The organism is Vreelandella titanicae BH1 (assembly GCF_000336575.1).
Taxonomy (GTDB): Bacteria; Pseudomonadota; Gammaproteobacteria; order Pseudomonadales; family Halomonadaceae; genus Vreelandella; species Vreelandella titanicae.
This window is the reverse complement of the sequence record NZ_AOPO01000007.1, coordinates 79,599-92,817: the sequence shown is the minus strand read 5'-3', so window position 1 is coordinate 92,817 and position 13,219 is coordinate 79,599. Positions and strand designations below refer to the sequence as shown.

The following is a 13,219-nucleotide window of genomic DNA, read 5'->3' as shown; positions in this document are numbered from 1 at the left end:
CCCTTTGGTTAATTAAGACCCAAAATGCGGCGATTGGCGGCCTCGTCGGAGCCGCCGTCAGCGAAGTCATCAAACGCCCGCTCGGTGACCTCAATAATGTGGTCGCGAATAAAGGCTGCGCCTTCACGGGCGCCGACTTCCGGGTGTTTCAAGCAGCACTCCCACTCCAGCACCGCCCAGCCGTGATAGTCGTTGGCCGCCATCCAGGAAAAGATCGACTTGAAGTCGATTTGGCCATCGCCCAGGGAGCGAAAGCGCCCCGCGCGCTCTGTCCATGACTGATAGCCGGAATAAACGCCCTGCTTGGGGCTGGGGTTAAACTCGGCGTCCTTAACGTGAAACATCTGAATATGGTCGCGATACACGTCCAGAAAGCCGCGGTAGTCGAGCTGCTGCAGGATCAGGTGGCTGGGATCGTAAAGGATGTGGCAGCGGGGGTGGTTACCGACCCGCTCAAGGAACATCTCAAAGGTGATGCCGTCGTGCAGGTCTTCGCCGGGATGAATCTCGTAGCAGAGGTTCACGCCCGCTTCATCAAACGCATCCAGAATCGGGCGCCAGCGATTCGCCAGTTCGTCAAAAGCGGTTTCGACCAAACCCGCCGGACGCTGGGGCCAGGGATAGATGAACGGCCACGCCAACGACCCGGAAAAGGTGCCGTGGTCGGTGAGTCCCAGGTTTTGCGATGCCTTGGCGGCCAGCTTTAACTGCTCAACGGCCCAGGCCTGGCGTGCCTTGGGATTACCGCGAACCTCGGGTACCGCAAAACCATCGAACATCTCGTCGTAAACAGGATGTACGGCGACCAACTGGCCCTGAAGATGAGTGGAGAGCTCGGTAAGCGCTAAGCCGTGCTCGGCCAGTGTGCCTTTGATCTCATCGCAGTAGGCGCGGCTCTCGGCAGCACGTTTGAGATCGATCATGCGTGCATCCCAGCTGGGAATCTGCACGCCTTGATACCCAAGCCCCGCCGCCCAAGCAGCAATGCTGTCGAGGCTATTAAAGGGGGCTTCGTCACCGGCGAACTGGGCGAGAAAGAGCGCTGGCCCTTTGATTGTTTTCATAGGACTCTCTCAATATCGTTTGGATTAAGTGCTTGGGTAGGCGCGGGAAGGAGTGGTGCTTTTACCCGCGCCTATTAATCACTACGCAATCAATACGCGGTCAGAACGGCGAATCGGGGAAGTAGTACTGCTCGGCATTCTCCTGGGTAATCAGCGGCGAGCCTAGAATGTACTCACCCAACACCGGGCCATTGGAGACAAAGTGTTGCACGGTAAGATCCATCGCCGTGGCGATCATGGCGGGCGGATAAAGCACGTCTACCGGCACCAGCTCATCGCCGTCCATGACCCGCTTGATGATGTCCTTCATACCCGCGCCGCCGACGATAAACAGCTCATCCTCGCGATCCGCTTGGCGTACCGCTTCAATGACACCCAGCGCGATATCGTCATCCTGGGCCCAGACGGCGTCGATATTGTCGAAGCGCGATAGGTAGTCCTGCATCACTTCAAAGCCATCATCACGGTTCCAGTTGGCATGCTGCATATCGAGGATGTTGACCTCGGAGCCTTCGATCGCTTCCTGGAAGCCCTGCACCCGCTCATCGTCGATCACCGTGGGAATACCGCGCAGCACCACAATGTCGCCCTGATCATCAAGGCGTTCGCGGATGTACTCACCGGAAACGCGGCCTAGTTCATGGTTATTCCCCGCTACATAGAGATCCTGGATCCCCTCTTCCGTCAGGCCTCGATCTACCACGGTGACGAACACCCCGGACTCTTTAACCCGGCGCACCGGATCGGTCAGTGGCCCAGACTCAAACGGCAGCACCACCAGCGCGTCGATGTTGCGCAGCGACACCAAGTCTTCTAGATCATTGGCCTGCTCTCCCGCCGTGCCCGCTGTGGAGATGGTGATCTCAATGTCAGGATAGAGCGCCTCAAGGCGTTTTTTGGCTTCTTCGGCGTGGTAGTTAACGCCCCCCGTCCAACCATGGGTGGCGGCGGGAATGGAGACACCGATGGTGTACTCCTGGGCAACCGCGGCGCCGGAGAGCCCTATTGCTGAAGTGAGTGCTGCAGTAGTGACGCAGGCCTTCACTGCTGTCTTGATGGTTCGCATAGTGATGCTCCTTTCGTGTTTGTAATTGTTTTGCTGTTTTTACTTGCTGTTTTTACTTGCTGCGTTGCGAGCTGCTAAGGGTTGATGTTGCGAACGTTTTTCTGGTTTTTACATTCGTTTCAGTGCCTTAAGGCGCTGCTTTTCTCCACGAGGCACGCTGCAGGTAGACCGCCACAATGATGATGATCCCCTGCACCGTCCCGTTGAGATAGTTAGAAATGGCATCGGTCAAGTTGAGAATATTGCCAATCATGGTGAGCATGATGGCGCCCACCACCGTGCCCCAGATACGCCCATGCCCGCCCTTGAGCATGGTGCCGCCGATGATCACCGCGGCAATCGCCTCCAGCTCCCAGAGTACCCCGGTGGCACCCGATGCAGAGCCCAGCCGGGGCACATAGATAATTGTCGCCAAGGCCACGCACACCCCCTGCAGCATGTAGGTCATGGTTTTGATGCGATCGACGTGAATAGCGCTGTATTCGGCCACTTTTTCATTGGAGCCGATGGCAAAGCAGTAGCGCCCGAAGCGGGTGTAGTTGAGCAGGATGTAGCCAACAATGGCGACAAATAGAAACACCCAGACCGGAATGGTGATGCCCAGGAAGCTGCCGTAATACATCGGCCGATAGATATCACGCACTGCCCAGTCCAGGGTGAGGGTGCCGCCATCGGCGAGGTACGTGACCAGTGAGCGGTAAATCCCCATAGTGCCGAGGGTGACAATAAACGCCTCAATTTTGCCTTTGGTAGTCACCATGCCGTTGATAAAGCCAGCGCACAGCCCCAGCAGCAGCGAGGCACCCACGCCGAACAGCACGGTGGTCAGCCCGGCGCCAAACTGCTCGACGAGGCTGTTCATCAAAATAATCATCACCCCGGCAATAAAGGCCGCCATTGCCCCTACCGAAAGATCCAACCCGCCGGCGGTAATCACGAAGGTGGCGCCGATGGCAATAATGCCGATAAAGGCACTGCGGGTGAGCATGTTCGAGAGATTATCCAGCCCCAAAAAAGCCGGATTAATCAGCACGCCCAGTAGCGCCAGAACCACCAGTGCTACAAAGGGCCCCCAGGTTTTCAGGTCTATGGCGAAGCCTTTTTGCTTGATCATTTGGTTAGCTGCTTTATTAGTCGTTTTGTTATTAGCCATGACGCTGCTCATCGACCTCTGCTCCCTTAATGCCGGATGCGTACTGCATGATTTCGTGTTCGTTTATTTGCTCGCCTTCAAGCACCCCGGTGAGTACCCCGGCGCACATTACCGCCACCCGGTGGGAAAGGCCGATCAGCTCGCCCATTTCTGAAGAGATCAATATCACCGAGCAGCCCGCCTCGGTTAATTCATGGATAAAGTGATAGATCTGGTGCTTGGTTCCCACATCGATGCCCCGGGTCGGTTCGTTGATAATCACGACTTCAGGGGCAATGGACATCACCTTGGCGAGCAGCAGCTTCTGCTGGTTACCGCCGGAGAGTTCGGCAGCGGTGCGCGCTGCCGTCCGCAGGCGGATATCAAAGCGCTGGATGGCCTGCTGGAAGGCTTGCTCCTCGCGGCGGCGGTCGATCAAGGGGTGACAGTGAGCGCGCAAATTGAGCAGCGTAACGTTGGAACGCAAATCCATATTGAGCACCAGGCCTTTGCCTTTTCGATCCTCAGTCAAATAGGCAATCCGCTGATGCACCGCATCACGCAGGTGGCGCAACACCACCGGCTGGCCGTTGCGCAGCACTTGGCCTGCACTTTTGCCGCGTAGGCCCAGCACCGCTTCGATCAGCGCAGTGCGTCCGGCGCCCACGATGCCACCAAACCCCAACACTTCCCCCTGGCGCAGGGTAAAGCTGGCCTGTTTAACGGCCCCGGGCACCACCATACCCCGCGCTTCCAGCACCACCGGCGCATCGGAGGGGAGATGCGTACGCGGTGGGTACATTTCAGTGATCTCACGCCCCACCATCAGCCGTGCCAACTCCTCCTTGCTGCGTCCAGTCATGGAGCCGCTATCGACCAAATGTCCGTCGCGCAATACCGTCACGCGGTCGGCAATCTGCTCAATTTCACGCAGCTTGTGGGAGATATACAGAATCGCCACACCACGCTGGCGCAAACGGTCGATGAGTGCGAACAGCACCGATACTTCGTTTTCCGTCAGCGTGGCAGTGGGCTCGTCCATAATCAGCACGCGCACATCCCGGGTGATCGCCTTGGCAATTTCCACCATCTGCTGATCAGAGGTGCTGAGGTCTTTTACTCGAGCGCGTGGATCAACGTCGGTTTCGAGTTCCAACAGTGCCGTCCGGCTGCGTTCCCGCATGGCTCGTCGATCCAGAAACACTCCACGGCGCAGTTCGCGGCCCAAGAAGATGTTCTCCTCTACGCTGAGCTGTTCCGCCAGTGCCAACTCCTGGTGAATCATCACCACGCCGTCGGCTTCCGCCTCACCGCTGGAGCGGTAGTGCCGTTGGCTGCCGTCCACCACCACCTCGCCCGAAGTGGGTCGAAGGTAACCGGCCAGGATTTTTACCAGGGTCGATTTACCGGCGCCGTTCTCACCCAGCAGGGCGTGCACTTCCCCCACCTGCAGGTCGAGATCAACGTCGAATAACACTTGGTTTTCGCCAAACGAGCGGCAGAGTTTGCGCGCTGATAACAGCATGAGGCCACCTGATGAAGTCTGTTGTTATTGTGTTGGGGGCTTATCAACATCGTTTGATTTAGATTGATGCTTGATTTACTTTAGGTGCTAAAATAAATATTTGCATATGCAACTTAGGTCGTATTTTGACAATTGCGCTCACACCCCACGATGAGAGCGCTCGGCAATGTGCAGCACTGCTTTTTTTCAACACGAACTATAAACGGCGACCCTATGGCCCTTCCGTCGACTGATACTAGCCGCCTCGACAACACCCTGGCGGTGATACGCACTCTGCGTGACCAAGGATCGGTGGCACGCATCGACCTGGGCGCACTCAATTGCATTAGCTCTGCCACCGTCACCTCGATCAGCGCCGAACTACTCCAGCAGGGGTTGATCATGGAACGGCCACCCGAAACACCCCGCCCCACCGGGCGTGGCCGACCAAAAACCTTGATTGAACTCGACCCTAATGCCGCCTGCGTGGTGTGTATCAAGCTATCGATCAATGAGATCCAGTTGGTGGTGGGCGATTTTTCGGGTCAGGTACGCCATAGCGAACACCACGCAGTGCCCACCCTGACGCTGAGCGCCGACGACCTGGAAGCGCTGCTGGAAGAGAAGATCAGCACTGTTTGCGCGCAACAGCTAAAGGGATTTCAACGCTTGGCGGGGATCTGTTTGGCAGTGCAGGGGGTAGTCTCGTCGCAAAGCGGTACGATTATCTGGTCCCCCGCTTTAAGCTTTCGTAACGCACCGATATCGACGCGATTAGCGGAGCGTTTTCACTGCAGCGTACTGCTGGAAAACGATGCCAACTGCATCGCCAGCGTTCTAGCGGCACAGCCCGCCTATGCAGACTGCCCCAACTTGGTGGTCATTATGCTGGGCTACGGTATCGGCATGTCGGTATTGATTAACGGCGTGCCCTTTCTAGGTGCCAATGGCTCAGCGGCGGAGTTTGGGCACAGCAAATACCAACCCGATGGCGCCCTGTGCGCCTGCGGGCGACGGGGCTGCATTGAAGCTTACACTAGCGATTATGCGCTCTATCGCGCCGCCGCCGATCATTTAGCGCTACCCTCCGGCGACAGCGCACACCCCTCAGAGCAGCAGATGCAGGCGCTGACACAGTTGGCATTAAAAGGCGACCCGACAGCCCAGCGTATTTACGCCGAGGCTGGGCGGGCGTTGGGGTTCGGCATTGCCAATGTGCTGGCGCTCTTTAACCCCGATCTAGTGCTGATTACCGGCTCCGGCGTGCGCGGCTTTGACGCCATGCAAGCCGCCATGCACACCGCCATTGACGATGCCCTAGTGGCCGAACTGATGGGCACCACCCGCATCGAACACTGCGCCTGGGATCGCGACATGACCTGCATGGGAGGCATCACCATGGCGCTAAACGCTACCGATGCCCAGACGCTGTTAGATAGCCAAACCGCCCGCGAAGCTTAGCCAGATTGGGGTGGATTGCGATCCGCTAGCGCCGGGAAAGCGATCAATGCGAGTGCCGCGGCACATCAGAACCCCGACAGCCGACCAGGAAGTCGAAGTCGCAGCCTTCGTCCGCCTGGAGCACCCGCTCGATATACAGCTGGCGGTAGCCGCCCTGGCTGGCAATCAGCGTTGAGGCGGCGGTGGGGTCACTTTCGGCCAGGCGCGAGGCCAGTTCTTCGTCGCTGAGTTCCAGATGCAGCCGGCCACTTTCGCAGTCGAGCTCGATCCAGTCACCGTTACGTACCGCGGCCAGCGGGCCACCGGCAGCGGCTTCGGGTGCCACGTGCAGTACCACAGTGCCGTAGGCGGTACCGCTCATGCGGGCGTCGGAGATGCGCACCATGTCGGTAATGCCCTGGGCGAGGATCTTGGGCGGCAGGCCCATATTGCCCACCTCGGCCATGCCGTGATAACCCCGCGGGCCGCAGTGCTTCATGACTAGTATGTCATTGGCTTCCACGTCCAAGTCCGGGTCGTTGATGCGCGCCTTGTAGTCGTCGAAGTCCTCGAACACCACCGCACGACCTCGGTGCTGCATCAGCTCGGCCGTGGCTGCTGAGGGCTTGAGCACCGCACCGTTGGGGGCCAGGTTGCCGCGCACCACGCAGATGCCGCCGTCCGCAGTGAGCGGATTATCCAGCGGGCGAATCACTTCATCGTTATACAGCGGGGCGTCCTGAACGTTCTCCCATAGGGTTTTGCCGTTGACGGTCAAGGCGTCCTTGAAGGGCAGCCGATCGGCCTCGCCCAGGCGTCTGAGCACCGCCGGCAGACCACCGGCGTAGTAGAACTCTTCCATCAGAAAGCGCCCCGAGGGCTGCAGGTCGACCACCGTGGGCGTGCCGCGCCCCACTCGGCTCCAGTCGTCCAGGGTAAGATCGACGCCGATACGCCCGGCAATCGCCTTGAGGTGAATCACCGCATTGGTGGAGCCGCCAATCGCCGCGTTGGTACGGATGGCGTTATCGAAGGCTTCCTTGGTGAGGATTTTGGAGAGCCGCAGGTCTTCGTTGACCATCTCGACAATCCGGTTACCCGAAAGGTGCGCCAGCACGTAGCGGCGAGAATCGACTGCCGGAATCGCTGCATTGTGCGGCAGCGAGGTGCCCAGCGACTCGGCCATGCAGGCCATGGTGGAGGCGGTGCCCATGGTGTTGCAGGTACCGGCGGAGCGGGACATGCCGGCTTCCGCGGCCATAAAGTCGTGCAGCGAAATCTCACCGGCTTTGACCTGCTCGGAGAGCTTCCAGACCACGGTGCCGGAACCAATGTCCTTGCCCTTGTGCTTGCCGTTGAGCATTGGTCCGCCGGTGACCACGATGGTGGGAATATCGCAGCTCGCCGCACCCATCAGTAGCGCCGGGGTAGTTTTGTCGCAGCCCACCAGCAGCACCACCGCATCGATGGGGTTGCCGCGAATCGCTTCCTCCACGTCCATGCTGGCCAGGTTGCGGGTAAACATCGCGGTGGGGCGCAGGTTGGATTCGCCGTTGGAGAACACCGGGAACTCCACCGGGTAGCCCCCCGCCTCCAGCACGCCCTGCTTCACGTGCTCCGCCAACTTACGAAAGTGCGCATTGCAAGGAGTGAGCTCCGACCAGGTGTTGCAGATACCGATGATCGGTTTGCCCTGAAACTCATGGTCAGGAATGCCCTGATTCTTCATCCAACTGCGGTACATAAAACCGTTTTTATCGGCGGTGCCGAACCACTGGGCAGAGCGTAATGGGCGCTGACGATCAGACATAACAAAGCCTCCGTACAAACCGGAAAAAAAGTGACCAACTAATAAAGGGGTAACGGTTTAAGCGTCAGGCCCGCTGACGACGGGTCTGTTTCCAGCGGTCAAACATCACCGCCAGCAGCAGAATCGCGCCACGCACCAGGTACTGGTAAAAGGTGGGGACGTTGAGCAGCCCCATGGCGTTCTGGACACAACCCATGATCAGTACACCGACCACCACACCGGTAATGGTGGCAACGCCGCCGGATAGCGCCACGCCGCCCAGCACACAGGCGGAAATCACCGCCAGCTCCAGGCCCATGGAGGTATTGGGGTCGCCCAGCCCCATGCGTGAAGCTAGCAGTACACCGACGACACCTGCCACTACGCCCTGGAGGCCGAAAACAATAATCTTGAGGCGGCGAACATTAACCCCGGCAAGCGCGGCGGCTTCCGAGTTCCCCCCGGTGGCCAGCACATTGCGCCCGAAAGCGGTCATGTTGAGCACCACGCCAAAGATCACGAAACAGGCCAGCATGGTCCAGACCGGCAGGGTTAGGCCGAGGAACGAGGCGCTGCCCAGGTCAAAGAAACCCGGCACGGTGATCATTACCGCGTCGCCGCCGGAGGTGATATAGGCCAGCCCGCGTACAAACTCCATTGCCGCCAGGGTGGCAATCAGCGAGTTAATACCGAACTTGGCAATTACCAGGCCGTTAAAAGCGCCCACCGCGCCCCCAGCGACAATGCCCCCGATCACGCCGATAAACACGCTACCGGTACTGGAGGTCACCACCGCTGCGACCACCCCCGCAAAGGCCACCGTAGAGGCCACGGAGAGATCCACCTCACCCAGTGCCAGCACCAGCATCATGGTGGTGGCCAAACTGCCGATCAGGGTGATCGAGAGTAGTAGCCCGACCATGTTGCGGCCGGTCAGAAAGTCAGGGATGAGTACCGCCAGGGCCACAAACAGCAGCAAGAAAATTGCAATCAGCCCTGAGGTATCCAGCAGCGTGCGCAGTGGCTTGATCAGCCCCTGCCGGCCCGCCGGGCGGGCAGGCGCAGTCTCGCCTTGGGTTGCATTATTAGTTGTCATGGTTGTTGTCCTGAACTTGTTCTCTTAAGAACGAATATCTTGAAAACCTTAAAAAAAGCTGACACTTAGGCAGGTAGCGCCAAGCCCAGCAGGCGTTCCGGCGTAGCCGATTCCCGCGGCACTATGTCCACCAGTTCACCGTCGCGCATCACCGCGATGCGGTCACAGATGGAGCTGACTTCTGCCAGGTCACTGGAAATCACCACCACGCTTTTGCCCTGTTCGGCCAAATCGTAAAGTAGCGAGTAAATATCCCGCCGTGCGCCGACGTCGATGCCTCGGGTCGGCTCGTCCATCACAAACAGATCAATCTCCTCGGCAAGCCAGCGGGCTAGAATCACCTTCTGCTGGTTGCCGCCGGAAAGTTTGCCGATCGGCGTACGTGGCCCCGGTGTCTTGACACTGAGTTGCTGGATATACGACTCGGCATTGCGCCGCTCACGGCCGGGGTGGCGAAACATGCCCCAGCGTTTGAAAAAGCGCCGGCAGCTGATATTGAGGTTGTCAGCCACGCTGGCCACCGGGAAAATACCCTGGGATTTACGATCCTCTGGACACATGGCAATACCGGCGCGTATCGCCTCGCCAGGGCTTTTAAAACGTCGCGATTCACCGTTGAACTGTACGCTGCCGGCCTTGGGCGATTCGACCCCGCAGATCAGCCTCAGCAGTTCGCTGCGCCCCGCGCCCACCAGACCAAACAGCCCGAAGACTTCCCCGCGTTTGACGGAGAAACTCACCGGCGCCTTGAGGCCGCGCCCGTGGATTCCTTCCACGTTCAAGACCACATCGCCCTGTGTGCGCGGGCGGTAGCCGTAAACATCGTCGATATCCCGGCCGACCATTTCACTCACTAACAGGTCGTGATTGAGTGCCGACATATCCTCATGGGTGCGGATATGCTGGCCATCGCGGAAGATGGTGACCGCATCGCACATCTCAAACACCTCCTCCATGCGATGCGTCACGTAGAGCACCACCCGCCCTTCATCACGCAGTCGTTGGACGATACGTTTTAGCTGGCGAATCTCCTGAATAGAGAGACTACTGGTGGGCTCATCGAACGCGATAACCTTGGCGTCTCGCAGCAGCGCACGGCCAATCTCGATCATCTGCTGCTGGCCGATGGAGAGCTCGCGCACCTTGGTCGAGGGGTGAATCTCCCCCTCGCCAAGATCAGCCAGAATCGCCAGGGCTTTTTGTTTTAACTCGCGGCGGTTAACAAACCCCTGCCGTGTGGGCAGTTGGCCCAGCAGCAGATTCTCGGCCACCGACATATTGGGCGAGAGCGTCAACTCCTGGTAGATAATCGCGATGCCTTCCCGCAGCGCCTCCCGGGCGTTGCTGAATACGTGGCGCTGGCCATCGATCCATAGCGCGCCTTCGGCTGCCCGGTTAACGCCACTGAGCACCTTGAGCAGGGTGGATTTACCCGCGCCGTTCTCACCCATTAGCGCATGCACTTGACCGGCGTGGGCGGCAAAGCTCACCCCATCCAGCGCGCGCACCCCGGGGAACACCACGCTAATCCCGTCGAACCGTAAATAAGCATCAGACATGCATGAATACTCCACAGATGGCCTGTAACAGCGAGCCCGTTACAGGCCTCTTTCATTGCCAATCAAGCGCTTTATAGACCGAGCGCTGCGCGCACTTCTTCCCAGTTGTCGCGCGTCATTAACGTGCCGGAGGTTTCAGTGTTGGCCTGGGGCTCTTGATCCTCGCTAATCCAGCGGTAGAGGTCTTCGGCGGTCTGGCGGCCGTGCATGGTGGAACTGACCGCTACCGTGCCGTGAAAGCCAGTGGGGTTATCCCGGGAAAACTCGGCAAAGGCGGCGCCGGAGCCATTGATACCCACGCCGATCACATCTTCCGGCGCTAAGCCATATTGCTCGGTCGCCCTAACACCGCCGAGCACGCTCTCTTCGTTAAGGGCATAGATCACCCAGTGCTCATAATCGCCACGCTGGGAAAGCACCGGCGAGGCAGCAGAGAAAGCCCCACTGGTATCGGTGCTCTGCTGAGGCGCGTCGAAAATATTATCTTCTGGGAATCCCGCGGCTATCAGCGCCTCGGTGGCGCCGTCGGTACGCTCAACGGCGGTCGGCAGTTCGTTGTTGGTGATCCGCAGCGCGGCTACCTCTTCGGGGTTCCAGCCGCGCGCTTCCATTTCGGCGTTAATGGCTTCGCCCACCTGACGCCCAATTTTGGTGCCCGACATACCCAGGTGCGGCACGCCCTCCATGGGCTCACCGCTTGAGTTAACAAACTGGTCATCCACAGTGACTACTTTCATGCCGTACTGGTTAGCACGGTTCATAATCGCTGGCCCCAAGCGTACGTCTGGCGGGCAGATTACGAACCCTTCAGCGCCTTGGGAGTAGAGGTTATCAATAGCGCTAAGCACCTCTTGACCGTCTTCGCCGCCAAGGCGTACCACTTCGAAGCCGAGCTCTTCGCCTACTTCAGTAGCCGCCTCCTGTTCGTTAATGAACCACGCCTGCTCCGGCTTTTTAACGATAAAGCCAATCTTCACCTCGTCTTCCTGGGCCTGTACTGACCCTAGTGAGGCCAGCATAATCGCGCTACCAAGTGCTAAACGGGTAAATGTTGTCGTCAATTTCATTGTTGTACTCCTGCTATTTTGAGAGTTGTTTTTATTGATATTTTTGATTACTAACCACTGACGGTTGGTAATAGTAATGATGAATCGAGATTACGAGCCCAGGTCTTGCTGCGCGGAAAAGCGATAGACCGTGCGTGAGCGATAAGTCTCGCCCGGCTCTAGGATCGTGCTGGGAAACGCCTCTTGATTGGGAGAGTCAGGGTAGTGCTGAGTTTCCAGCGCAAAGCCGGAGCGGTGCCCGTAGGCCTGGCCCTGCTTGCCGGTCAGGTCGCCGTTAAGGAAGTTGCCGGAATAGAATTGGATCGCGGGTTCGGTGGTGGTGATTTCCACCAGGCGTCCGCTTTGGGGCTCCCATACTTTGGCAGCCAAGACCAGCTCATCTGATGCAGCGTTATCGCGGGCAAGCACAAAGTTGTGGTCATAACCGCCACCAAAGGCAAGCTGCTCGTTCTCCTGCTCGATCCGTTCGCCAATGGGCGTCGCCTGGGTGAAGTCAAACGGCGTGCCCTCCACCGAGCGGATCTCACCGGTTGGAATCAAGGTGTCATTGACCGGGGTAAACTCAGGGGCATTGATCATCAGCTGATGATCGAGAATGGTGTCGCTACCCTCACCCTTTAGGTTGAAGTAGCTGTGCTGGGTTAGGTTAATCGGGGTGGCTTTATCGGTTACCGCCCGATAATCCACCATCAGCTCGTCATTATCGGTCAGCGTATAGGTAACTTCGCTCTCCAACTTACCGGGGTAGCCCTCTTCGCCATCCTCACTGGTATAGCGCAGTACCAATCCATTGCCTGCGTCACTCTCGAATGGTTCGGCCTGCCATAGCACTTTATCGAATCCCTGGTCGCCGCCATGCAGGTGGTTGCTGCCATCGTTGGTAGCCAATGAATAGGTTTCTCCATCGAGGGAGAATTGCCCACCCGCAATACGGTTGCCGTAACGACCAATAATGGCACCGAAGTAAGGATTGGCCTGACGGTACTCATCGGAGAGGTAGGCTTCCAAAGAGTCAAAGCCCAGCGCTATATCGTCAAACTTACCGTCCATATCAGGGGTTTTCAGCGACAGAATGATGCCACCGTAATTGGTCACCCGCAGCTCGATACCATTGGCGTTGGTAAGTTGATAGACATCCACCTGGCGACCATCGGGTAGATGGCCAAACACCGATGTTTGGATACCACTGCCGACGCTGCTGCCCGCGTTGGCTTCAGAACTGCTCTGGGCTTGTGCGGTGTTTGCCAAAAGTACCGCGGCAATTGCACCGAGCAGAAGAGGTGAACCATTTCTTAATCGTTGGCTGTACATGAGAGGCATGAGCTTCCTCCTGGAGGCATACTTTGTTGCTAAATTATTGTTGTTAGGCTTGGTCAGAAAACTCAGTGAGTTACCACAGTTCATCATGACCGATACAGACACTACAGTAGCCATGTCTGGCATAACCAACCAATATACAAATGCCTCACTATCGATATACTTCTAAGTATCAATAACAACAC

General features: G+C 58.0%; 10 protein-coding genes. 1 reads left to right on the top strand and 9 read right to left on the bottom strand.

Features of this window, described 5'->3' with window-relative positions:
- Positions 1 to 8: 8 nt before the first annotated feature.
- From HALTITAN_RS14155 to HALTITAN_RS14140, 4 genes are all read right to left on the bottom strand, one after another.
- Positions 9 to 1,064 carry a sugar phosphate isomerase/epimerase family protein gene (locus HALTITAN_RS14155; RefSeq protein ID WP_039859527.1) on the bottom strand — a complete coding sequence of 352 codons (1,056 nt, stop codon included), beginning with the start codon at positions 1,062 to 1,064 and terminating at the stop codon, positions 9 to 11.
- A gap of 100 nt (positions 1,065 to 1,164) precedes the next feature.
- On the bottom strand, positions 1,165 to 2,130 hold the full coding sequence (locus HALTITAN_RS14150; RefSeq protein ID WP_009287515.1) for an ABC transporter substrate-binding protein: 966 nt from the start codon (positions 2,128 to 2,130) through the stop codon (positions 1,165 to 1,167).
- A gap of 127 nt (positions 2,131 to 2,257) precedes the next feature.
- On the bottom strand, positions 2,258 to 3,283 hold the full coding sequence (locus HALTITAN_RS14145; protein WP_223828102.1) for an ABC transporter permease: 1,026 nt from the start codon (positions 3,281 to 3,283) through the stop codon (positions 2,258 to 2,260).
- Positions 3,276 to 4,787 (bottom strand): sugar ABC transporter ATP-binding protein, encoded by a 1,512-nt coding sequence (locus tag HALTITAN_RS14140; protein ID WP_039859525.1) that lies wholly within the window; start codon positions 4,785 to 4,787, stop codon positions 3,276 to 3,278. The genes HALTITAN_RS14145 and HALTITAN_RS14140 overlap by 8 nt, the downstream gene beginning before the upstream one ends.
- 213 nt (positions 4,788 to 5,000) lie before the next feature.
- Here HALTITAN_RS14140 and HALTITAN_RS14135 point away from each other — a divergent pair, with 213 nt between their 5' ends.
- Positions 5,001 to 6,227 (top strand): ROK family transcriptional regulator, encoded by a 1,227-nt coding sequence (locus HALTITAN_RS14135; RefSeq protein WP_039859524.1) that lies wholly within the window; start codon positions 5,001 to 5,003, stop codon positions 6,225 to 6,227.
- Positions 6,228 to 6,270: 43 nt separating this feature from the next.
- On the opposite strand, the gene HALTITAN_RS14130 is transcribed toward HALTITAN_RS14135, so the two are convergent.
- The 5 genes from HALTITAN_RS14130 to HALTITAN_RS14110 all read right to left on the bottom strand — a co-directional run bounded on the left by HALTITAN_RS14130 (position 6,271) and on the right by HALTITAN_RS14110 (position 13,037).
- Positions 6,271 to 8,016 (bottom strand): IlvD/Edd family dehydratase, encoded by a 1,746-nt coding sequence (locus tag HALTITAN_RS14130; protein WP_039859522.1) that lies wholly within the window; start codon positions 8,014 to 8,016, stop codon positions 6,271 to 6,273.
- A 64-nt stretch (positions 8,017 to 8,080) separates the two neighbouring features.
- On the bottom strand, positions 8,081 to 9,091 hold the full coding sequence (gene araH, locus HALTITAN_RS14125; RefSeq protein WP_009287512.1) for an L-arabinose ABC transporter permease AraH: 1,011 nt from the start codon (positions 9,089 to 9,091) through the stop codon (positions 8,081 to 8,083).
- Between the two features lie 65 nt (positions 9,092 to 9,156).
- A complete protein-coding gene (gene araG, locus HALTITAN_RS14120; RefSeq protein ID WP_027958970.1) occupies positions 9,157 to 10,650 on the bottom strand; it encodes an L-arabinose ABC transporter ATP-binding protein AraG in 1,494 nt (497 codons plus the stop codon).
- A gap of 71 nt (positions 10,651 to 10,721) precedes the next feature.
- Positions 10,722 to 11,717, bottom strand: coding sequence for an arabinose ABC transporter substrate-binding protein (locus tag HALTITAN_RS14115; RefSeq protein WP_009287511.1), 996 nt, complete (start codon positions 11,715 to 11,717; stop codon positions 10,722 to 10,724).
- 90 nt (positions 11,718 to 11,807) lie between these two features.
- Positions 11,808 to 13,037 (bottom strand): aldose epimerase family protein, encoded by a 1,230-nt coding sequence (locus tag HALTITAN_RS14110; RefSeq protein WP_039859520.1) that lies wholly within the window; start codon positions 13,035 to 13,037, stop codon positions 11,808 to 11,810.
- Positions 13,038 to 13,219 lie beyond the last annotated feature (182 nt).

Coding starts and splice junctions, on each gene's coding strand:
- HALTITAN_RS14135 (WP_039859524.1), top strand. CDS start 5,001: ATGGCCCTTCCGTCGACTGATACTAGCCGCCTCGACAACACCCTGGCG.
- HALTITAN_RS14110 (WP_039859520.1), bottom strand. CDS start 13,037: ATGCCTCTCATGTACAGCCAACGATTAAGAAATGGTTCACCTCTTCTG.
- HALTITAN_RS14130 (WP_039859522.1), bottom strand. CDS start 8,016: ATGTCTGATCGTCAGCGCCCATTACGCTCTGCCCAGTGGTTCGGCACC.
- araG (WP_027958970.1), bottom strand. CDS start 10,650: ATGTCTGATGCTTATTTACGGTTCGACGGGATTAGCGTGGTGTTCCCC.
- HALTITAN_RS14140 (WP_039859525.1), bottom strand. CDS start 4,787: ATGCTGTTATCAGCGCGCAAACTCTGCCGCTCGTTTGGCGAAAACCAA.
- HALTITAN_RS14145 (WP_223828102.1), bottom strand. CDS start 3,283: ATGGCTAATAACAAAACGACTAATAAAGCAGCTAACCAAATGATCAAG.
- HALTITAN_RS14155 (WP_039859527.1), bottom strand. CDS start 1,064: ATGAAAACAATCAAAGGGCCAGCGCTCTTTCTCGCCCAGTTCGCCGGT.
- HALTITAN_RS14150 (WP_009287515.1), bottom strand. CDS start 2,130: ATGCGAACCATCAAGACAGCAGTGAAGGCCTGCGTCACTACTGCAGCA.
- HALTITAN_RS14115 (WP_009287511.1), bottom strand. CDS start 11,717: ATGAAATTGACGACAACATTTACCCGTTTAGCACTTGGTAGCGCGATT.
- araH (WP_009287512.1), bottom strand. CDS start 9,091: ATGACAACTAATAATGCAACCCAAGGCGAGACTGCGCCTGCCCGCCCG.